The following is a 22,449-nucleotide window of genomic DNA, read 5'->3' as shown; positions in this document are numbered from 1 at the left end:
ATCTGTGAAGATACTAGTTATTGAAGACGACAGAGAGACGCGGGAATACCTGTGTCTCTCACTTAAACAACAAGGCTATGAGGTAGATAGTGCTGAGAACGGTCAAGATGGACTGTTTTTGGCGATCGAAGGGCAATACTCAGTGATTGTTCTCGACCGTATGCTTCCTAAACTGGATGGCCTTGGCGTTCTGGCGGCGCTGCGTGCAGCCAACATACACTCAAAGGTACTTATCTTAAGTGCGCTAGATAGTGTGGATGAGCGAGTAAAGGGACTAAAACAAGGCGGTGACGACTACCTCACCAAGCCATTTGCCCTTGCGGAGTTATTGGCCCGAGTTGAGATCCTCGCCCTTCGCGCACAGCCAACTCAAACTGCTCAAACCAGTCAGCTATCCAATGGACACCTTGAGATCGACCTACTCTCTCAGCAGGTGCTGGTAGATGGGCAGTCGGTTAATCTTCAAGCCAAAGAGTTTAAGCTGCTTCGTTATCTAGTAGAGCACGCCGGTCAGGTGGTGACCCGTTCGCTGCTGTTTGAAGCGGTATGGGATTATAACTTCGACCCTCAGACCAATGTGATTGACGTGCATATTGCACGGCTCAGAAAAAAGCTTGAGGTAGAAGGCAAGCCTAACCTTATCGAGACCGTACGCGGCGCGGGCTATCGCATGATCAAGCTCAAGGCCTAAAACATGAATCAGATAGGAAATAAGCTTATTCGCCTGTGGCGTCGACACTCTTTATGGCGCCTGTCGCTGTCAGTCACCTTGATGTTGTGGTTGGCGGTGGCTCTGGCCCTATTTTCTATCTACTACCTCAGTATTCAGCCTATGGTGAATTCCAAGCAGCAGCTGCTTATCCAGCATGTTCAGCAACTGCAGCAAGCCTTGGAAACGACACCCGAAGACGAAATCGACCTTGAGTTTCTTACCGAGGACGATGCCTTTGCCCAGCAAGGTGTATTCACGGTGATAAGACGCCTGTCGGATAACGAGTATTTTGGCGCTCTAAATTCAATCCCAAGCTCCATTGGCCACTGCCCTGAGCTCTCTCCTTTTCCTGTAGCAGGCAGAGGTGGCATACGCCTATTGGAAGGGTGCCAGCATCATGGCGACAACTACCAGGTGTTGGTGGCGACCGACAACGAATACCTATGGGAGATCCAAGAGAACTTTGCTCAAGCAGCGATTGCGGTGCTGATCTGCTCTTTCTTCATCGCCTTGATCCCAAGTTTTCTCATCAGACAGCGTATGAAGCGCCATCTATCCAGTATTCATCTGGTGGTTTCTCAGATAGAGAAGGGGCGCTTCGATGGGCGTATTCCATTGGGTGGTAATGATGATGAGTGGGATCGCATCTCAGGTTTCATTAACTCTATGTTGGATGAAATTGAGTCATCGGTTAATCAGATACAAGGGGTAACAGACGCCATTGCCCATGATTTGCGTACCCCACTGACCCGAATTCGCAATAGATTGAGCCTGTTGGACACCCCATCCACTGAGGACAGTGAGCAAATCCAAAGGGAATTCGAAGATCTCATCAATACCTTCAATGCCATGTTGGAACTGAGCAAACTCGAAACACAAAGTAGTGCTCAATTTACTCAAGTAGACCTAGCGACGATTGCTGAGGATGCAGCTGAACTTGCTGAGGCGCAGTTTGAAGAAAAAGGGCAAACCCTTGAAGTCGATATCGAGCCTAGCGAAGTTACAGGTGAGCGCTCGTTACTGTTTCGGGTTATCTACAACCTTCTGGATAATGCCCATAAATATTGCCCTGAAAACAGCACTATCAAGCTTCATGTAGCAAACAACAAACTAGTGATTGAGGACGACGGTCCAGGCATCGACCCTAGCTTGCATACCAAGGTGTTCCAGCGTCTTTATCGCGCCGATACCAGCCGCAATAGCAAGGGGCATGGGCTGGGGTTGTCCCTAGTGGCTGTGGTGACCAAACTGCATGATGCAGACATCAAACTTAGCTACAGCGATCCTGCTGAGAAGAAAGGCTTAAAAATTGAAATAACGTTTTAGTTAGCATCGCTAAGTGCCCGTTTTTCATGCATAATATGCGTCCCCCGCATTATGCAAAAGAACGCCACTTGAACGCAGAGACCTTTCGTAAACGACCAATATTTTTGGCCTGTTTGATCATCAGTATTGGACAGCTCAGCATGGGACTGGTTTTTCCATCCCTACCTTGGATAGCCAAGGATTTTTCCATCACCCTAGACCAAGCTCAGCTCTTAGTGGGTATCTACCTACTCGGTTTTGGTCCTTCGCAGTTTATCTATGGTCCTATCTCCGACTCCTTGGGTCGAAAGCGCGTATTGCTTGCTGGCCTTCTAGTGGCTATGGCTGGGCTCATTGCTATCCTAGCCTTCAGTGATTCCTTTGAAGCTATGGTTCTGGGACGATTTTTGCAGGGCTTAGGCACCGGCTGCTGCGCCGTGTTAGCTCGCGCTTCCACCAGAGACAGCTATTCTGGAGCCCAGTTACCTACCGCACTTTCTTATATTGCAATGGCCGCTTCCATCACACCACTGTTTGCTCCGGTTTTAGGTGGCTTTATCAACCACTATTTCGGCTGGAGCATGGTGTTTATCTCATTGCTCTGTTACGTCTCGCTTATTTGGATAGTGCTTGCACTTAAGTTTGACGAAACCATGCGAAACAGAAAACCTCTACCCTCTCCTTTGGGCATGGTGAAACAATATAAAGAGCTAGTAACCACTCGCTATTTTGTTAGCTTCTCTGGTATCTCTTGGCTTAACTTCAGCTTGGTTATCACCACTATCTCGCTGATGCCGTTTGTAATGCAAAACCAAATCGGCATGTCTTCTGATGAATACGCACTGTGGGCGCTAATACCTGCTCTAGGTATGTTTACCGGTACCTCTCTTAGCAACAAGCTGCGACCACGGATTGGCATTGAGCGCACCCTAAAGATCACCCCAGTTCTTCAGCTGTGCGCGGCGGCTTGGCTGATCTTGTGCCCCCTAGAGCCACTTTGGCTGATGCTGGGTCAGCTGATTATGGTGACAGGTAATGGCCTTGCGCTACCATGCGCTCAGTCCCTGGTAATGCAGCCATATCGCAACCGAGCGGGCACAGCTGCGGCGCTTCAAGGTGGCGGTCAGATGATAGTCTCGTCGATCGTGAGTATGAGCCTGATGCAGATAGGTCTTACCCATGTGTGGCAATTGGGTATCGTTATAGGACTGTTTGCGGTTATCACCCACTTTAATATCATCCGCGGGTTTAATTCTGAGGTACCTGAGGGTTAACTGGCTCTCAATTCAAGCAAAGACAGAAGCACGGTGGGCGAGAATTTTCTAATCTTATATAAGATTCTCGCAGTAAAGGAATTACCGTGTCTCTTGCTCCTCCCTATTCATCGTTAAAGATTCAGCTAAGCGGTTTTCTTAAACCGGAACAGATAGTCGATAACCCTTACCTTTGTCTTGCCTACGGTACTGACGCTAGCTTCTATCGCCTGATACCAAAATTAGTATTAAAGCTCGACAATATTGAACAGGTTCAAAAAACCATTCAGGCTTGTAGCGAATACGGTCTTGCTTATACCTTTCGCGCTGCGGGCACTAGCCTTTCTGGGCAAGCCATCTCAGACTCAGTTCTAATTACCTTGACCAATGAGTGGCGCGGACATGAGATAATAGACAACGGTGCCAAAATACGCCTCGAACCTGGCGTAGTAGGGGCAGATGCCAACCGCTATCTACTTCCCTATAGCAAGAAAATAGGTCCCGACCCTGCCTCCATTGATACCTGCAAAATAGGCGGTATCGCAGCCAATAACTCCAGCGGAATGTGTTGTGGCACCGCAGATAATTCCTACCAGACCGTCACCTGTTTAAAGGTGATATTAAGTGACGGTACCCTGCTTGATACCGGAGATTCAGACTCTATTGAGCGGTTCCGACACTCCCATAAAAAGCTGTTAGATAGGCTCGCATCTCTGAGAGTGGCTTGCCTTGAAAACGGGAGCCTACTGGAAAAGATCAGACACAAATATCTTTTAAAAAATACCACCGGCTATAGCCTAAATGCGCTTATCGACTTTGAAGACCCTATTCATATCCTAGAGCACCTCATCATAGGCTCAGAGGGCACCTTGGGTTTCTTGGTGGATATCACCTATCGCACTATCGATATCAAGTCCCATAAAGCAGCTAGCCTGGTGGTATTTAGCAATATCGAAGATGCCAGCCTGGCCGTTGAGGCTTTGTCCAAACACTCCGTAGATGCGGTGGAACTGATGGATGGACGCGCCCTTGCCTCGATTGCCGAGCAAGAGGGCGTGCCCGAATTCCTAAAGCAGGTCGACTGCGAGGCCTGTGCGCTGCTCATTGAGTGCAGCGCTAATTCAGAGCAAACCCTGCTAGAGACTTGCATCACGCTAGACGAGGTTACCGCGAAGTTTTCTCTGATAGGTAAGCAAGAATTTACTCAAGACTCAGAATTGATAGCCTCTTTGTGGAAGACGCGCAAAGGGCTTCTACCCAGCGTTGGCGCAATCCGAAAGCTCAGCAGTAGCGTCATCATTGAGGACGTTGCCTTTCCTATCGAAAAGCTTGCTAATGGCGTCCGTGAACTGCAATCCTTGTTTGAGCAATACCATTACAATGAAGCCATCATCTTCGGGCATGCACTAGATGGCAACCTACACTTCGTTTTTACCCAGAACTTCGACACCTCAGCAGCTATCGAGCAATATCGCACCTTTATGGAGGAGGTGACTGAACTGGTGGCAGTGAAATATCAGGGCTCTCTTAAAGCTGAGCACGGTACGGGGCGTAATATGGCGCCCTTTGTAGAGCTAGAATGGGGTAAAGACGCATACCGTTTAATGCTCGAGATAAAATCGCTGTTTGACCCGCTTAATCTGATGAACCCTGGGGTTATCATCAATACGGACAGCAATGCGCATCTCAAAGATCTTAAGCCGATGCCGGCAACCCATTCAAACGTGGATCCCTGTATGGAGTGTGGCTTTTGTGAGCCAGTATGCCCGAGTAAAACCCTGTCACTCTCCCCTCGTCAGCGCATAGTCTTGTACCGAGAATTACAAGGCCAACAGGCTAAAGGGGCTGTCGACCCAGAACTTGAAAAACTGTTCGATTATCAGGGGATTGAAACCTGCGCCGTTACTGGTCTGTGTGAGTCGCGCTGTCCCATTAGCATCAATACTGGCACCTTAATCGACTCTCTTAGAAGCAAGTCTAAGTCCAACCCTATCGCTAAGTGGAGCGCAAACAACTTCGATAAAGCCACTCAGATAGCTCGCTGGGGACTCACTGCCAATCAATGGGCTGGTAAAGCTGTTGGGGCCAAGAATATTGAGCGCCTAACACGTAAGCTGAATAAACCGCTGGGTACACCTGTGTTGATCTCAACCCTGCCACCCGCGGCCAAGCAGATCGAGAGCAAAACAAGCCAGCATCAAAACAAGGTTATCTATTTCCCAACCTGTGTTTCTCGCACCTTGGGCTCAAACAACTTAAGTCTTTCAGAGGTGTTCCACTCTATCTGCCAGAAAGCAGGTATCGAGGTCATATTGCCACAAGATTTAGACGCGCTTTGCTGTGGTAAACCCTATGCCAGCATGGGTGACAAGGATCTTGCTAAGCAAAAGTCTCTAGAGCTAGAACTGGCACTAAAACAGCTCTCAGAAGACGGGCAGATCCCGATAGTGTTTGATGCCAGCCCATGTGCTCTCGAGTCTAGTTCACAGTTCTCTGGGCAGTTTAAGCTCTTTGATAGCTGTGAATTTGTGGCAAAAGAGGTCATGGAGAAACTTGAGCTTAACGCCATCGATGAACCCGTGATGCTGCACCTCACCTGTAGCAATCAAAAGCTTGGGCATCAGAATGAAGTGTTGGCATTAGCCAAGCGCTGCTCTAGTGAAGTGATAGTACCAGAGCATGTGCATTGCTGCGGCTTTGCGGGTACAAAAGGTGTTATAACACCTGAGCTGAATGAGAGCGCATTAAGCCCGCTCAAGGCTCAGGTGCCAGAGGGCTGCAGTCGCGGCTTTAGTACCAGCGCTACCTGCGAGATAGGCTTATCGCGACACAGCGGAATCGCCTATCAAAACCTGCTTTATTTGGTAGACGAGGTTAGTTCTCGATAGCTCTGATCACGCGACAAGGATTTCCTGCGGCCACTACGTTCGCGGGAATATCCTTGGTCACGACACTACCTGCGCCGATAACGGTGTTTTCACCGATATTCACACCAGGACAAACAATCACGCCGCCGCCAAGCCACACGTTATCGCCGATAGTGATCGGGTAACCAAACTCGATGGCATCTTCCACGCGCCCTTTCACATCCAACGGATGACCAGCGGTGTAGATCTGAACGTTAGGTGCGAACAGAACGTTGTCGCCAATGGTTACTGTGTTTACGTCTAGAATCACGCAGTTAAAGTTGGTGTAGAAGTTTTTACCTACCTTAATGTTTGAGCCGTAATCACAACGAAACGGAGGCTCTAGATAGGCATTGTCGTTACCAGGAATCAGGGCATCAATAGCCTCACGCCACTCCTCGGTATCGGGAATGCTGTTATTCAGTTTTTGCTGAACTTTGCGACTCTGAACGCGCTCATCCAAAAGGTCCTTATCCCATGCGTCGTATGGCTCTCCGGCCAGCATTTTTTCTCTTTCAGTTTTCATAGTCTTTGCTCTCAAGGTTGAACTTGGCGAACTATGCCATGAATTAAAATGCATACACGGGCGAAATAACCAATACGAGAAAAGCGTCACAAATCGTGATGGTTTAAGGGAACAATAAATCGTAAATCAGAACGTAAATTTAACGTTTGTGGTGCTGTTTTACTCGCTGCACAAAGTCTGCAATATGGGACTGGTCTTTGTCGGCAATTCGAACCGCTGCATAGGAGTGACGCTGGATCCCAGACTCACCAACCTTGCAGGTAGCAATCAAGGATTGATCTTCAAAGGTGCGAACCGCCCAGTCTGGAAGCGCCGCGACTCCAAACCCACCGGAAACCATCTGCAGCAGAGTCGCCGTATTGTCCACCCGCTTCCATTTTTTTGGTTCAAGATTGGCAGGTTTTAGAAATAGGTTATAGATATCCATGCGCTGCTTCTCGACCGGATAGGTAAGAAGCGTTTGATTGGTTAGATCAGATGGCTCAATAAAGTCTTTAGTCTCGAATTCATGCTCCTTGGCAAACACCATCTGCAACTCATAGCCAAACAGGGGCACAAAATGCAGGTCACTGCGAGACTCCACATCCGAGGTGATCATAAGGTCAATCTCACCTGCAAGAAGTCTTTCCAAAGGTTGCTGATGAAATCCCGACTCTAGATCCACACTTAGATTTGGATAGTCCGTTTGAAATTTTTTGATGGTCGGCAGTAGCCATTGAAAGCAAGAGTGGCAATCGATCGCTAGGGTAAAAGAGTCAATATCCAAAGGCTCTTTTAGCGAGAGTTCCACCTCATGGATCTTTGGTAGCACTTCATGGGCAAGCGCCACCAAACGCTCACCTTGAGAGGTAAACTTCAGCGGCTTGGTTTTACGATAAAACAGCGGTGCGCCAATACGCACCTCAAGCTCTTTTACCTGATGAGAAACAGCCGATTGGGTAATATGCAAACTCTCAGCACAGGCGCTTAAAGAACCGTGCTGTTGTAGAGCGCGCATGGTGCGTAAGTGCTTGAGCTCAATCATAACTTTCCTTGCTGTTTAATCCTGACTTCATTAAGCCACACGAACGTCTAGACGTCTATAAGTAATTTTCTAAACCTAACATTTCACTATGAAATCTGCTCAAGCCAACCTTGAATAAGTTGCAATTGTTTCAATCGCTTAGATGGCCTCATGATGAATACACACAAACATCGTGAGGATAATGAGATGACAAAAGCACATATTCTAGGCTACCCAAGAATTGGTGAAAAACGCGAACTTAAGTTTGCTCTTGAGGCTTATTGGAGGGGTGACAGCGACCTGGATACCCTGCTATCCGTAGGTAAAGAACTTCGCGCTAAGAACTGGCAAGCACAAGCCGATGCTGGACTGGACTTTGTCACCGTAGGCGATTTCGCTTGGTACGATCATGTCCTTAATACCAGTTTGCTACTGGGACATGTTCCACAGCGTCACCGCAAGCACGGCATCAATATTGATACCCTATTTACCATTGCTCGAGCCGACACCGAGTGCGATTGTGGTCATGCTGCAGACATGACTAAATGGTTTAACACTAACTACCATTATCTGGTTCCAGAGTTCTCTAAATCCGATACTTTTGAGCTAAGTTGGTTGCAGCTATTTGACGAGGTCAAAGAAGCACAAGCTCTTGGACATCAAGTGAAGGTCAGCCTTCTTGGACCATTGAGCTATCTATATCTAGGCAAGACAGTAGAAGAAAGCTTCGACCAACTCTGTCTACTTCCCCAATTACTCGATACCTATCAAGAGATCCTACAAAGACTAAGTGACCTGGATGTAGAGTGGGTTCAGATTGACGAGCCTATCCTTGCTCTGCAGCTTGAGCCAAACTGGCTTGAGGCATTTGGCTTTGCATACAAGGCTCTCCACGGGCGAGTTAAACTGCTTCTCACCACCTATTTTGATCACATCGAAGAGTCATTCGATACCATAAGCAAACTGCCAATCGATGGTCTGCATCTGGACCTAGTCGCAGGGTCTAAGCAGCTAAACTCGATAGCGCCAAAGATACCTACTGATTGGGTGCTGTCACTTGGCGTAGTCAATGGACGCAATGTTTGGCGCTCCGATCTAGGGGCTTGGATTGAAGACCTGGCTTCCATCGCTCGCGACCGAAAAGAAAATCTTTGGATTGCTTCTTCCTGCTCTCTACTGCATTCCCCAGTTGATCTTGGTTCTGAATCACAGCTTTCAAATCCAGAGTGGTTTGCCTTTGCCAAACAAAAACTGAGTGAGATAGCCAAGCTAACATCTGCCCTGACGGGTGATGAAGATGCGCAAGCTTGGTGCATAGAATATAGCGTTCCAATTCGTCAACGAGCCCACGATACTCAAGTCACCAAGCCTGAGGTTCAAGCACGCATCGCTTGTCTCACCGAGAAAAGTGGTGAGCGTAGAGAGCCTTTTACTACGCGCATCAAAGCACAGCAAGCAAAGCTAAATCTGCCCAAGCTACCGACCACAACCATAGGTTCATTCCCACAAACCGGGGATATTCGAACTGCACGAGGTCAATTCAAGCGCGGTGAGATTACGCTTGAGCAATATGAGACCCACCTAAAGGCGCAAATAAAAGCCTGCGTCGAAAAGCAAGAAGCACTGGGCCTTGATGTCTTAGTACATGGTGAGGCTGAGCGAAATGACATGGTGGAATACTTTACTGAACACCTTGAGGGCTTCCAAACCACCGACTTTGGTTGGGTTCAAAGCTATGGCTCACGTTGTGTCAAACCAGCCATCATTACATCTGACATTAAGCGTTCAGCTCCTATCACGGTAAAATGGTCTAGCTATGCGCAATCTCTTACCAATAAACACATGAAAGGCATGCTCACCGGCCCTGTGACCATACTCTGCTGGACCTTCCCTCGAGAAGATATAGCGCGCGAAATATCAGCAAAACAAATTGCACTGGCACTGAAAGATGAGGTCGCAGATCTACAAGATGCGGACATCAATATTATCCAAATTGATGAACCTGCGATTCGTGAAGGCTTGCCACTGAAGAAGAGTGATCACAAGACTTACCTTAATTGGGCTGTGGATGCCTTTAAGATATCTGCATCATCTGCTAAATCTGAAACCCAGATTCACACCCATATGTGCTACAGCGAGTTCAACGAGATCATAGATGCGGTCGCGAGATTGGATGCTGATGTGATCACAATAGAGACCGCTCGCTCCCAGATGGCGCTACTCGAAGCATTTGAGTCATTTAACTACCCGAATGATATTGGCCCTGGTGTGTATGATATCCATTCTCCAGCCGTTCCTAGTAAAGAACAGATAACCAATTTGCTCAAAAAAGCGAACCAGTATATTCCACTGCAACGTCTTTGGGTTAACCCGGACTGCGGACTAAAAACGCGGGGTTGGAAGGAAACCGAAGCGGCTTTGGCCAACATGGTAGAAGCAACCAAGGCACTCAGAGAAACGCTCAATTAGTTGCAATCGGTCCATCAACTAGGAGGCTGACAAAGCCTCCTTAATTTATTGACACCGTGAATGTTTTGAACTTATACACGAGGCAAAACACTAGGGTAAATTTTTTGCAAATCACTGTTCATTTATTAACCAATTAAAAAATAAAGTAAAATCTCCTACCCCTTTTGGTGTAGCTGTTTTCGTCCTTTGACAACCTAAAAACGCAAACTTATACCTAATATCATGTCTTGCATCTTGGGAAGATGGCAGGGCTCGGTTCTTATTGGTAAAAGGCTGGGACGCAATGGACGCGAAACGTACCTCTGTCAAGAGTGTGAACACTCGAAAAAAACCGATCAGGCGGCTTTCCTTTAAGTCGCTTCGTGGTGCCTCACTGATCGAATTCTCGATCGTCGCCACCCTCTTATTCGCCCTTATATTCACGATCGTCGATTTTGCACTGTTTGGCTACGTCAAACTCACCATGCAACATGCAGTGCGCGAAGGCGCTCGATACGCTATCACTGGACGCTCAGACTTAGACCCCAATGAAATAGAAGACGACCGTCTTCGTTCCTTGGCCATATTAGAAAAAATCTCGCAAGAATCCGATGGGTTGTTAACTAGAGTGGTCAAGATCAATGGCATTCGAGCAGAGGATGTCGATGGCAACGACGTCACCTCTACATTCGGTTCGGCTGGTGAAACAATAGCTATCCATATCGACTGCGAATGGCCGACCTTTAGCCCGATTATCTACCCCCTTTTGAGCGACGGTAAGTATGAGTTTACCGTCAGTACTGCTATGAAGAATGAAACCTTTTAGAGTGGAGAGAGCCTATGAAAAGTTTGTTCTTTCGCAAATGCCAAGCCGGATTAGCATCAGTGGAAATGGCAATCATCACCCCGGTCCTGCTCATCATCATGATGGGCATCTTTGAAGTGACTCAGGTGATTCAAGCCAACAATATAATTATCAGTTTGAGTCGTGAAGGTGCCAACATCATTGCTAGAAATAGCTCACAAACCCCCGAAGAGGTAATGGATATTGTCGCTTCCACCTCAAACCCTCTCGATATGGGTACTGACGGTGCCATGTTCATCAGCCAAGTCGTGGGCAGAGGTGACGATTCCAGTGGCAATCCACAAGCACCCTACTTGAACGAGCAGTACCGTTGGCAAGACGGGGGCTATACGACATTAGATTCGACATGGGGGGCGTGCGCCAGTTGGACAGATGGCGAATGTAACATTTCTACGACGCCTGATTTGAACAACTTTCCGCTTACACTGGACGATGGAGAGACAGTGTATGTGGTTGAGGTGATCTATCGATACTCGCCTGTATCAACATTCATATTTGATACAGACTTTTCGATAAGAGAGCTCACTTACCTATGAGGATATCACTATGGACGTGAAACGAAACAGACCTCGAATGTCCAAAGGGTTAGCAACCCTACTCACGGTAATCTCACTACCCTTCCTTCTTATTTTAACCGGGCTTGCTGTGGACTCAGGCAGAGCTTACACCACACAGGCCAAGTTATTTGCTGCTGTGGATGCGGCGGGAATAGCTGCGGCAAGGGCCATTTCGACCGGCGCCAGTAAAACCATTCGAGAAGCTAATGCAACTGCAGCCGCACAAAAATACTTCAATGTGAACCTCTCTGACGCCCTGTCGCAAAGTAGTCCAGTATTATCTAATCCAACCTACACCTATGATGCCGATGACAATATCACCATCGATTTGACTGCCACCGCCGATATGCCTACCTCATTTATCCAACTGCTGGGCTTTGATACTTGGCCGGTTGGGGTAGAGGCTCAAACTATTCGTAGGCCAGTTGACATTTCCCTAGTGATAGATAACTCAGGTTCACTCGAAGATGTTTTTGACACTGTACTTGAGCGTTCAAAAAACTTCCTGAGCAACTTCAATCCTGACTTCGATCGTGTCTCTGTAACCCAGTACGGTTATGGTGCAAATACAGTAATTCCTTTTAATACTTTGCAACGAAGTCATAACAACGACTCGATAAATACAGCAATCGATGCGATGACTTATGAGACAGGTGGCAATCAGCACTACACAAACACTGCCGGTGGCTTTTTAAGTGGATACAATCAATTCGACAGCGCAGACCCAATAGCTGCTAACTTGCGAGTTTTAGTGATTTTTACTGATGGTGCACCAAACACCTTCACTTCTAATTTCTCCATAGATGGAACTGATTACGAGGCTGCAATCTCGACAACGGGAAGCTCAGGTCGTGGACTATGGAATCCTACGGCTATGAGACAACGCCTTGACTACACTGTTGATGGCTCAACTGTAAGTAGCTCATACGATATCTACAAACACGTGGATATATTGGCTAACGATACGTATCAAGGGTTTAGGTTACTCGGTGGACCTCGTGCTGGTGAGACTACCTATTCTGCTGATACTGGCGAGAGTGAGTTTCAATCCATAATGCGCAAGATATCCCGAGACCTTCCTGAGAAGATGGCCTACCAAGCTCGTGAAGATGGCGTATTTGTCTTTACGTTGGGTTTAGGTGACGCACTTCTCGATGATATGGGGAACGGCACCGGTGAGGACATGCTGTATCGAATGGCAAATGATCCAAGAATGCAAAGCCGTGACGCTACTGCTGACGAATTTGAACCCAATCAAAAACAGGGAGTGTATTGCTTCGCTGAGGACGAGAGCGACCTCGGTCCCTGTTTCGACAAGATGCTGGACGTCATCATTCGTCTAACCCTGTAACCACAAACGACCTCATCAGAGGTCGTTTTTCTTTTCACTGAGTTATCGACAAAATGACCGATGCACTCATACCTGCAAATATCGCTAGGAAGAGAAAGAACTTACACAGGCTTCCTTTGCCTTCCAAGCTCTCATGGTTACTACTCATTTTTCTGCTCATCACCCTTACCTCCTTGAGATGAACTACAACACTTACAGTATAGGGCTCTCTAAGTTAGAAACTTGAGGGTGAGCGACATAAATTTGAAATATGTTGTGAGCTATTTAACGATTTTAAAACAAGAGCTTAATACGAATATTCAAACATTTATTTCGCTTATGAAACGCATTACATACCAATAGATACCATCATTAAAAAAGCCACTCTACTGAGTGGCTTACTAAAACTATTTCATTCTTTGTAGAGTTGAAGTATCCGTATGGGCAAACTCTTTGCCGTAGATGTTTAGTGCCGTACTCTGTGAATATGTCAGGGTATCGCCCTCTATCTTCAGCGTCATAGAGAAATCTGTGGTGGTTGCGTTATCTTTCATAAAGTTAGACTCTGCTACGCCTCTATCAGAAACCTTAAGCGTCATATCGGTTCCTGCAACGCCCTCAGCAGTGATACAGGTTGTGCGTGGCACACAGAAGGAATTATATACAATCTGATTGTCCTTATCGTATATCAGATAACCACGTTGGTCGTGGAACTTAGAATCATCGGCTTTGCGAAATACTTCTTGCTTGTAATACAGAGCAACCAGCGTTTGTTCGCTGGCATTTATTGCATCTGCAGCAACCTCAAATGTCATCGTCTCATAAAAAGGAGTAATGGCAGGAGCGCCCTCTCCTTGAGGGGTCCCTGCTTGAGCAGGAGAAATATCAACACCACCTGCGGCAGTCGATTGCCAGGTACCAACGAGTTGAGCCAGAGGGCCAAAATCCAAACCGTCGATAACCGTGTTGTCGTGATCAGCCATAGCTGATAAAGGCACTGCTGCGGATAGAGCTAAAAGTAGAGCTTTTTTCATATCTTGCGTTCCATCTTATGATTGTTTTAACACCAGATTGATGGAAAGTTACTCGGAAAATCTTATCTCAAGTCAATTTTAAAAGTAGTTGCATACGGTAAATTGCTACAAAATATTATTGATAATGATTTTCATTTAGATTTATTGAAGGAGATCACATTTTAGGGGTTGCCAGATCTAAATGAGAAGTATTATTATTAACTCGAACAGACGGAAATCTTGCACAATCCAACCTCTGACTGTTTGCTTCCAGTTAAGTAGGCGCTCCACGGCGCACCGCTTTTTTACGGCACCCAACTTTGGGTGCCATTTTTTTGCCTCTAATACATGGTATTGCCATTCTTTGTCCCTTCCAGGATCTGTTGCAGAGAATCCCAATGCTCTACTATCTTGCCGTTATCGTCGAAACGGAAAAAATCCATAGTCACGTATTCATCACCATCTGGCCAAACTTGATGGGTATGCAAAGCGACTAGGTTATCCTCTGCAACTGCGCGAACAAACTCTATGCTTTTGTTGGGATAATCTCGCGCCATTTCCAAGAAATAATCGATAAAAGGTTGCTTACCATTGCCAACCAAAGGGTTATGCTGGATGTAATCATCACCGACGAACAGCTCTACGGCTCGTACAGGATCTCCTAGGTAAGCCGTTCGATAGAATTCGATAGCATTTTGTTTATTTTCAGCAAGGTTCTGTCCCATTTGTGTAGTCCTTTTTAACTCGACCTAAACAGTGTGGGACAGAAAATAGTGCGGATCTAGTCGTAAAAGTTAGACTGGCTTTGAACTGGAATACTGAGAGAGATTTTTCTCCAGTAGAATTTTAAGCTCACCTAGTTCATCACAATTAAGCACATTACTGTTGATGGGATAGCGCATCATATTGAAATTAATCCATTCAATAAGCTTCTCTCTACTTTGTGCCAGTTTGTACTCTTTACTCTGGTCGGATACACGTCCGAGAGTAGGACAAAAGTCACCGATATTGAAAGCACGACTACCAAAAGTGCTAGCGCCGTTACAATGGCCATCGGACTTCCTGAATCGACCTATATTCTCTACATCGAAAAACAGTGGCGTAATCTTAGTCACTGAATAAGGCAAGAAATAATCCCCTAATTTTAATCCTCGCTTATTTATATGTCCTGACCAAACCGGTGTCGCAACGTACACAACGTCCCCCACCTTGATATGATCATATTTAAACTTCTTTAATACCGCCATATGCAGAACCTCAAATATTAAATCTAAAACTACTTTATATATTTACTACCAACTACATTTTTTACTGAATTCACAACCAATAAAAACAATATATTCATATACTTAGAGGCCTCCGCAAATGACTACCCAAGATATACCAATAGTTTATTGGCCGTTAATAAATCAGATTCAATCAAACAAATTTAATTGAATCTGATTTCATATAAATACAGTTCTTATATTTTCGCAGAGGGTAACTTATTATTTGAAACAATACATATTAGGAATGTAATATTGATGTTTTGCAAATAGCACAAAGACCTAACCCTAGGTTTAGGGGTAGGTCAGTTGTAAAGAATAGAGTATTTGAACAGGCGATCAGCCTTTAAACTCGACTTGGCAGCGAACCCCGGCGGACAGGGCTCCAGAATCATTATTTAGAGAGACAGTGACTGCAAAGGTGTTACTCGCAGCATCTATAATGGGGTCAATGATCTTCACCTTGCCTTCATATGGTGTTTGTGAGTTAAGCGGATAAAGAGTCACAGCCTCATCCTTCTTCACCGTGCCGTAGAGCTCTGCAGGCAACACTACCTCAGCATGCATAGGATTTAGGGTTGCGATCCTTAAGAAGGGTAATTCATCGACAAATTCACCAGGGTCCTTAATGCGCTCTATCACCACACCGGAGATAGGGCTCTTAGTTTCACGCTGACTCAGTTTTACCCTAGCTTCCTTAAGCTGAAACTCAGCAAGACGCTGCTCTGTGAGCATCTCATCTTGCTCATTGTCTGAGATAAGGTTCTTTCGATACAGATCCGCATTACGCTCAACCTTGCGTTTAGCGAACTCCAATCTCGCTTTAACCGTGTTTACCGCCGCCACCTCTAAGGTTGAATTAAGGCGCATCACCACCTGCCCCTTCTTTACGCTATCGCCTCTGTTTACTCTTATCTCTCTGATAACACCCTGAACCTCACTAGAGAGTTCAATGTCACGGCTAGGTTCAAGCAAACAACTCAATGGAGCAAGCTCATTGCTCAAACCATCAAAATTTGCCATAGAGTTATAAGAGACTGTCATAGGCGCGACCAAGAGAGCGCCTAACATCCATGTTTTTCTTAGTTTCATACGACTAAACCTGCTGCTGCGAAAACGACAACACTTCCTGTTGCTGTTCATCATGCTTCAATAGTTGGGCGCGACGCTGTTCATCTTGATGCTCTATTCTCTTCTGACAACGGCGTATTCCCTTAAACAATAGTTTATTTTTCAATACCTTGGGAATTGGCAGTGAAATAATTGACCTTAAGACTTTGGCCCACCCTTTAGTGATCAGTTCCTCTTCCAGAGAGAGCACAAACTCCACACTCCCCCTATCCCCTTGACGGGCGCAACGCCCTTCTAATTGCCTATCCACTCGCGAAGAATCATGCAGCCCTGTCACTATGACGTGCAAGCCGCCTTGCGCCTCTACCCTAGGTTCTAGCTTAATGTCAGTACCACGACCAGCCATACTGGTTGCGATGGTTACCTTTGATGCGAGTCCAGCCAAGGCGACAATCTCTGCTTCAGCTTCATCCTGTCTCGCATTTAGCACCTGATGACTTATACCTTGCTGATGGAGTAGGCCTGACAACCATTCTGAATCCTTTAATGACTGAGTCCCCACCAAGATAGGTCTTTCGCTCTCACTCTGAAGCGCCTTGATACGAATAACTATCTCACGCCACTTCTGCTCCTGAGTAAAACACATAGATTCACCGAGTTGACGCCTTTTGCTGCGTTTATGGGTAGGCACATCCACCACAGGTAATTCATATACACGCCAAAACTCGCTCTTCACCTCATCCGCGGTTCCTGTCATACCAGAAAGGTGATGATAAAAACGAAAGAAGTTTTGAAAGCTGATGCTGGCTAAGGTGACTCTGGGGTCACTCAACTCACATCCTTCTTTTATCTCGATAAGTTGATGTAACCCTTGCTCCCAGGTCCTGTCTGGCATGCGCCTGCCCGTATGCTCGTCGATAATGATGACCTGCCCGTCATCCACAAGGTAATGCCTGTCACGAATGAAAAGGTGCGTTGCGGTGAGTGCTTGTTTCACCAACTCAATACGCCTAACTCGGCCATGCCATAGGGGACCAAAGCTCTCTGTCAGTTCCTGAATGAACTCTTCACCAACGGCAGTAAACTCTATCTGTCTCGCATGCTTATGAATGCGAAAATGTTGCTCATTAACCAGCTTGCTTCCCACCTCATAGGCTTGCATATACATCTCGGTCTGCTCTTGTTGAGGTGTAGAATCACCAGAAATCACCAAAGGTGTGGTGGCCTCATCCATAAATACACCGTCGGCTTCATCCACCACAGCGAAATGGAGTCCTCGTAGCATGAGATTATCCAGCATAGAGCTATGCTTTGAAGGCATTGAACGCAGCGCATGCAGCTGCAAAGATTGGTCAAACTGGCCTAACTGAATGCAATCCTTAAGGTAATCAAAGGCAAGCTCATTATTGGTACAGTACACTATGTCTTTAGCATACTGCTGCTTGCGCTCGGCAAGGCTCAACCCTTGGATTACCACACCTAGACTCAACCCCAAGCGCTGATAAACAGGCAACATCAGCTCGGCATCTCTCTCCGTAAGGTAATCATTTACGGTTACCACATGTGTTGGCACGCCGGCTAATGCCGCGGCCGCAACAGGCAGGGTCGCAGTTAGCGTTTTACCCTCACCGGTTTGCATCTGGCCTATATTGCCATGCAGTATGGATAGCCCGCCTAATATCTGGCTATCGAAATGCCACATCCCAAGCTCGCGCCCTGCGACCTCACGAATCAAAGCAAAAGCTTCTATGGTCAGCTTGTGAGTCAATCCAAGGCGTTTCAGCTCATGCCCCACATGCTCTATCTGCTGATTAAGCGCCTGCTCAGATAGGCTGCGATAAAAACCATCTCGCTTCTTTATAGCCCACAGCAAGGGCTTGTATAACCAGATAGAAGAGCGGATAGGACGGCTAATATAGGCGGTCAAAGTCCGCCACCAGCGCTCCATTCGCTCCTGTTTATCAATGACTCTTTGCGGACGCTCGAGGATTGAATTGGGCCTTCGTTGTGGGCGTCTATACATCGAACTGCCTCAATAGCAAACGTCTGACTGCGCGATACCAACGAAACGCAATGGGCTCTGGATCATGCTCAAACAAAACATGAACCCTTTCATCGAATCTATCCAGAGGTGCGGCCTTGCTGTCGAGCTCAACTCGAAAGTAGCTGTTATAACTTTCCAAGTCTGTAGTTCGATTCGGGTCTAAGGCAATCAGGCCGCCCCCTTCTGTGCTGAGCACATAACTGGGCAAGGTGCGGGTGGATGAAGGCACCTGACGCAATATCTTACTCGGATACTCTTTATTGGGCTGGGAGGCGAGTTTAAGGGTAACGGCATGGGTTTCACTTCTTACCCTATCGATGTCATCTTCAGAGATCATCGCGGCCAGTGGCAACGTCTCAAAATCTACCAAGAAACCGATGATTTCCCCTCGATTGTAAAAGCGCCCCTCTTCTGAATTACGATACGCAAACACAAAGTTGCCAGATGCTGGGCTCTTAATGGTGAGGTTTGATAGACGATTAGTCACGTCCCAATACTCTTGCTCCAGATAGCGATACTCTTGCAGCAATATCTCTGACTCAGTGCGATTATTAACACTGGCTTCGTAGCGAAACCTTGCTTCGTCCAGTTGTGCCCTTAGCACTTCCGCTCTGGATTCAAGCCCCGGTGAATCGAGCTCAAGAATGGTGTCACCAACACCAATCTCACTGTCATTTTCAATATAAACCTTATCCACAAAACCTTCGGTCTGGGCACGAATATAGGCCTCTTGGGGAACATAGATAACCCCTTGAGCGTAGGTTTTATAAGGAAGCGGCAGATAAAAGAGTATAAAAGCGATGCCAGCAATGAGAAGTGATGAACCTAGATAGATAGCTACTGATTTCTTGCGCATAAGAGGGTCTTGCCTTGGCTTTGCCACCACTTTAACAACAGGCACCACTAGGCTCGTCATCACAGACCAGATAGCGAGAATGATACCGATAATGAAATATTTACTGGCGACGAACAGGGATATCGCGACCATCACAAACAAACGGTAGACATAGGATGCTACCGCATATAGAACCAACCAAAACGACTCTGATGCGCTGTGGGCGTTGGTTCTGACCTGAGAGATTCGAAATAGGTAACGCTTAACAAGATAGCCAACCTGAGCATTTCCTCGCGCTGCAAGGTTTGGTATTTCAAGAAAATCTGCCAGCACATAGTAAGCATCAAACCTTAGTAACGGGTTACCGTTAAACAGGAGAGTCGAAATACCACCAATGAGCATTACGTTATACGCTAAGGCCCGAACGATACCCGGTTCCACCAGCACCCACACTATCATGGCAAGAGCCGCCATAAACAGCTCGGCCAATACCCCGATGGCCCCCACTATCATGCGCTGATATTTATTGCTAAAGGAGGTGGCTGCCGAGGCATCTACATAAGGCACTGGAATAAAGATGAGTAGCATAATCCCCATCTCATGCACCTCGCCTCCCCAGCGTTTAACCGCCCAGCCGTGTCCCAGTTCATGGGCCAGTTTTATAACAGGGTAAACCAATGCCATTAAAAATAGGTTCTCTACCCCAAGGACCTGATCGCTGAGATTATTGGTGAGCGCCGTCCAGTGCAAAGTGGCAAACAGTATGCCCAGCGCTACCACTAGCAGCCAACACAGGGCGCCAAACTTAGAGAAGATAACTCTGGCAACCCCGCAGGTTGCAGAAAGGAAGCGCTCCGGATCCACAAGGGGAATTCGAACACTTAAAGGCGATTTTAGCTGTTGCAGTATCTTCTTACGTTGCTCGGTTTCACTGCGCCTATGAAGGTGCTTAATGCTGGGCAAGACATTAGTTTGAACCACATTGGCTTTATTGAGTTGACCGACAAGGTTAATCACCTCGTCTTGGCTTGGCAGATCCTCTTTCAGCTCTTTACAGGCGATATCCCAGATCTGTTGTAGGGTTCGTTCACCGTTCATCAGCCCAATAAGCTGATAGGCCTGCGGGGTAAAGCGCTGGAACTGTCCAGTGACATGGTCCTGCAATACATACCACACCTTGTCTCGATAGACGTGTCTGTGTATGTCTGCATGCTTGCGAATGCGAACCTTTAGGTCGGATACCTTGTACCAAGAGGGACTAAATAGGGTCTGCGACATCTAACTACCCCCACCAAGACCACGCTTGCAGTCGGAGCCATTCCGTTAGGTCTCGCGTCCAGATATGGAAGATCAGGCGCTCGTCGATATAAACCTTACCTACCCCTTCCATACCCGGCTGCAGTTGTTCAAACTGCTGACTGTCCGAGTTTGAGGTATTAAATTCAGCCTCTACGATAAAGTAGCTTGAGCCGTCTCGCGCTTCGGTCACTGGGGTGATCTTAGTGACCTCGAACTCGAAACCTGTTTCTGGCAATGCTGAAAGATAAAGGGTGCCGGTTTGACCAAGAGAAAGATCAGAAATACGGCTCTCTTGCACCTGCAATTTAATACGATAGCTGTTCAAAGGAGCGACCTCTAGCAACACATCCCCTTTGGTCACTGCGCTGCCCAATCTTTGACTGAGATCGCCACTGACAATTAAACCATCATAAGGGGATATCAATTTGCCCCGCTCGATCTGGCTTTCCACCAAGGAGAGTTGCGCGGCTACCTGCTTCTCTTGAGCATTGAGAATATTAAGTTTTGCTCTGTCCCTTACCGCCAAAGCCTCCAGACGCTGGCGTACCAATTTACTCTCTTCACTGAGCCACTTTAGCCTTTCAAGGCGCAGGTCCCTGTCATCCATCAACACTAGGTCTTCACCTTGCGTTACCTTGTCACCAGCACGAACCAATGCTTGATTGATATAGCCATCAAAGGGGGCGACTATCGCCCTCTGTACGCCACTCTCAATGGTGGCATTGGCCGAGAGTTTGTACTCGCCCATGGTCGTGGTGAGCAAATAACCTAATACAAGCAAACCAATAAGGGTGAGTTTTCGTCCTAGGTATCTTGGTCCAAATAGCCGACCTAGCTGGGTTGTCAGGCCGTCCCACCCTTTTTTATACCAGCTTCTATCATTGATTCGCTTGTCGTCTAGTGTTGGTAGAATAAGACTAGCGATACTCTGGCAAAGCTCGGCATCTTCAATACTCCACTCCTGATCAGGCTTACCTTCAACCACTAGAGCGCCATAAATCTCGCCACGCAGATAAAGAGGAATAGAAATGAGTCCAATATCTCCTTGGCTACTGGACAGGTTGCCATGGGCTTGAATAATCGCTTCGCTCTCTACGTCACTATCTGGGAAACGGATTATCTTACCCTGATCGATACACTCATCCATGACCCGCTCTATCAAACGAACATGGTTCATCTTCTTACCGAACTGAGCACTATGGGAGAGATGTTTTAGTCGCGAGCGTTTCTTCTGATACTCACCTAGACTGACTCGGTCACAATTTAGTAGCACTGCCAGTTCCGTCACCATGCGCACTGCCGATGCTCCATAGCTAGATTCAGACAGCACCCGAGCCAGTATCTCCACCCGCTGAGCATAGGATTCCTGCTCACGGGCGAGCTTATCTGCTCTCAATTGTTGCTCTGTAACCTCTATGCCAGCTGCGCTCCACTGCAGAAGCGTTAGAGCCTGTGTAAGCTGCTCTTGGGAACTTACCTGAATAGCGAAAGCTGCAAAGGCTATCAGTTGGTTTTGGGTATCTAAGACTGGGTATAACAGGCCAAAGGCTTCGCCATCAGGAGAGATAGCCGCCAAGCGCGTCACCATAGGGGCTGTCGCTTGTCTATTGTCTGTAATCAGTTGATTGAGCTCAGGAAAGTTAGTGTGTTCAGGCTTAAAGCGAGCTACAGGAACCAACTCAGCCTTAATAGGCAGATACAGAATCGCCGCCTGCAATCCGGGTATCAAGGTTTTATGTTTCGATAGCCAAGCCTGATAGTAATCATCTTGGGATTGAGCGTGCTCGGCCTGCGTCTCTACGGGCGCAATTGAGCTTTGTTGGGTCATAACTACATCCTTGTTGGCACAAATACCTGACCATCTTCCCTATGGTCTATGCTCTTCGCTCAATAGCGGTGAAGCGAGTGCGCTATAGCGCAACCTATTGATAAACTTAGTCTTGGATTTCTGATGTGTCTAGCTTAGCTCTAGAGGAGCTGAGGTTTACCTGCAGCTCCTCTTAGGGTTAGACAAACA

18 protein-coding genes are annotated in these 22,449 nt (G+C 47.0%); 8 read left to right on the top strand and 10 right to left on the bottom strand.

Annotation, left to right across the window (positions count from 1 at the left end):
• Positions 1–4 precede the first annotated feature (4 nt).
• The 4 genes from Pcarn_RS04885 to Pcarn_RS04870 all read left to right on the top strand — a co-directional run bounded on the left by Pcarn_RS04885 (position 5) and on the right by Pcarn_RS04870 (position 6,158).
• Positions 5–691: a response regulator transcription factor gene (locus tag Pcarn_RS04885; RefSeq protein ID WP_261835265.1), complete on the top strand. Its 687-nt coding sequence runs from the start codon at positions 5–7 to the stop codon at positions 689–691.
• Between the two features lie 3 nt (positions 692–694).
• Entirely contained in the window at positions 695–2,038 is a 1,344-nt protein-coding gene (locus Pcarn_RS04880; RefSeq protein WP_261835264.1) for a sensor histidine kinase, read from the top strand.
• Positions 2,039–2,073: 35 nt separating this feature from the next.
• Positions 2,074–3,291, top strand: coding sequence for a multidrug effflux MFS transporter (locus tag Pcarn_RS04875; protein ID WP_261835639.1), 1,218 nt, complete (start codon positions 2,074–2,076; stop codon positions 3,289–3,291).
• Positions 3,292–3,377: 86 nt separating this feature from the next.
• The gene (locus Pcarn_RS04870; RefSeq protein ID WP_261835263.1) at positions 3,378–6,158 is read left to right on the top strand and encodes an FAD-binding and (Fe-S)-binding domain-containing protein; all 2,781 of its coding nucleotides are present in this window, start codon (positions 3,378–3,380) and stop codon (positions 6,156–6,158) included.
• Here the strand turns inward: Pcarn_RS04870 and Pcarn_RS04865 are convergent.
• Positions 6,145–6,702: a sugar O-acetyltransferase gene (locus tag Pcarn_RS04865; RefSeq protein WP_261835262.1), complete on the bottom strand. Its 558-nt coding sequence runs from the start codon at positions 6,700–6,702 to the stop codon at positions 6,145–6,147. The two genes, Pcarn_RS04870 and Pcarn_RS04865, sit on opposite strands and share 14 nt — an antisense overlap.
• 139 nt (positions 6,703–6,841) lie before the next feature.
• Positions 6,842–7,726, bottom strand: a complete 885-nt coding sequence (locus Pcarn_RS04860; protein ID WP_261835261.1) for a LysR substrate-binding domain-containing protein — start codon at positions 7,724–7,726, stop codon at positions 6,842–6,844.
• 186 nt (positions 7,727–7,912) lie between these two features.
• Between Pcarn_RS04860 and metE the strand changes: the two genes are divergently transcribed.
• The 4 genes from metE (at position 7,913) to Pcarn_RS04840 (ending at position 12,926) form a co-directional block, all read left to right on the top strand.
• A complete protein-coding gene (metE, locus tag Pcarn_RS04855) occupies positions 7,913–10,174 on the top strand; it encodes a 5-methyltetrahydropteroyltriglutamate--homocysteine S-methyltransferase (RefSeq protein ID WP_261835260.1) in 2,262 nt (753 codons plus the stop codon).
• A 283-nt stretch (positions 10,175–10,457) separates the two neighbouring features.
• Positions 10,458–10,979: a TadE/TadG family type IV pilus assembly protein gene (locus Pcarn_RS04850; RefSeq protein WP_261835259.1), complete on the top strand. Its 522-nt coding sequence runs from the start codon at positions 10,458–10,460 to the stop codon at positions 10,977–10,979.
• A 14-nt stretch (positions 10,980–10,993) separates the two neighbouring features.
• Positions 10,994–11,554 (top strand): TadE/TadG family type IV pilus assembly protein, encoded by a 561-nt coding sequence (locus Pcarn_RS04845; RefSeq protein WP_261835258.1) that lies wholly within the window; start codon positions 10,994–10,996, stop codon positions 11,552–11,554.
• Positions 11,555–11,591: 37 nt separating this feature from the next.
• Positions 11,592–12,926: a vWA domain-containing protein gene (locus Pcarn_RS04840; protein ID WP_261835257.1), complete on the top strand. Its 1,335-nt coding sequence runs from the start codon at positions 11,592–11,594 to the stop codon at positions 12,924–12,926.
• 34 nt (positions 12,927–12,960) lie between these two features.
• Here Pcarn_RS04840 and Pcarn_RS04835 read toward each other — a convergent pair whose 3' ends face one another.
• From Pcarn_RS04835 to Pcarn_RS04800, 8 genes are all read right to left on the bottom strand, one after another.
• Positions 12,961–13,086, bottom strand: coding sequence for a hypothetical protein (locus Pcarn_RS04835; RefSeq protein ID WP_261835256.1), 126 nt, complete (start codon positions 13,084–13,086; stop codon positions 12,961–12,963).
• A 226-nt stretch (positions 13,087–13,312) separates the two neighbouring features.
• Positions 13,313–13,939 carry a heme-binding beta-barrel domain-containing protein gene (locus tag Pcarn_RS04830; protein ID WP_261835255.1) on the bottom strand — a complete coding sequence of 209 codons (627 nt, stop codon included), beginning with the start codon at positions 13,937–13,939 and terminating at the stop codon, positions 13,313–13,315.
• 320 nt (positions 13,940–14,259) lie between these two features.
• Positions 14,260–14,643, bottom strand: coding sequence for a nuclear transport factor 2 family protein (locus Pcarn_RS04825; protein WP_261835254.1), 384 nt, complete (start codon positions 14,641–14,643; stop codon positions 14,260–14,262).
• Positions 14,644–14,712: 69 nt separating this feature from the next.
• Entirely contained in the window at positions 14,713–15,165 is a 453-nt protein-coding gene (locus tag Pcarn_RS04820; RefSeq protein ID WP_261835253.1) for a hypothetical protein, read from the bottom strand.
• Positions 15,166–15,522: 357 nt separating this feature from the next.
• Entirely contained in the window at positions 15,523–16,275 is a 753-nt protein-coding gene (locus Pcarn_RS04815) for an efflux RND transporter periplasmic adaptor subunit (RefSeq protein ID WP_261835252.1), read from the bottom strand.
• A gap of 4 nt (positions 16,276–16,279) precedes the next feature.
• A complete protein-coding gene (locus tag Pcarn_RS04810) occupies positions 16,280–18,181 on the bottom strand; it encodes a preprotein translocase subunit SecA (protein ID WP_261835251.1) in 1,902 nt (633 codons plus the stop codon).
• A gap of 88 nt (positions 18,182–18,269) precedes the next feature.
• Complete coding sequence (locus Pcarn_RS04805; protein WP_261835250.1) at positions 18,270–20,411, bottom strand: site-2 protease family protein; 2,142 nt, start codon at positions 20,409–20,411, stop codon at positions 18,270–18,272.
• A gap of 4 nt (positions 20,412–20,415) precedes the next feature.
• The gene (locus tag Pcarn_RS04800) at positions 20,416–22,260 is read right to left on the bottom strand and encodes an HlyD family efflux transporter periplasmic adaptor subunit (protein ID WP_261835249.1); all 1,845 of its coding nucleotides are present in this window, start codon (positions 22,258–22,260) and stop codon (positions 20,416–20,418) included.
• Positions 22,261–22,449: the final 189 nt, after the last annotated feature.

Source organism: Vibrio ishigakensis, assembly GCF_024347675.1.
In the GTDB taxonomy this organism is placed as follows: domain Bacteria; phylum Pseudomonadota; class Gammaproteobacteria; order Enterobacterales; family Vibrionaceae; genus Vibrio; species Vibrio ishigakensis.
Note: the sequence above shows the minus strand (reverse complement) of the source record. Positions and strands in the feature narration are given on the sequence as shown.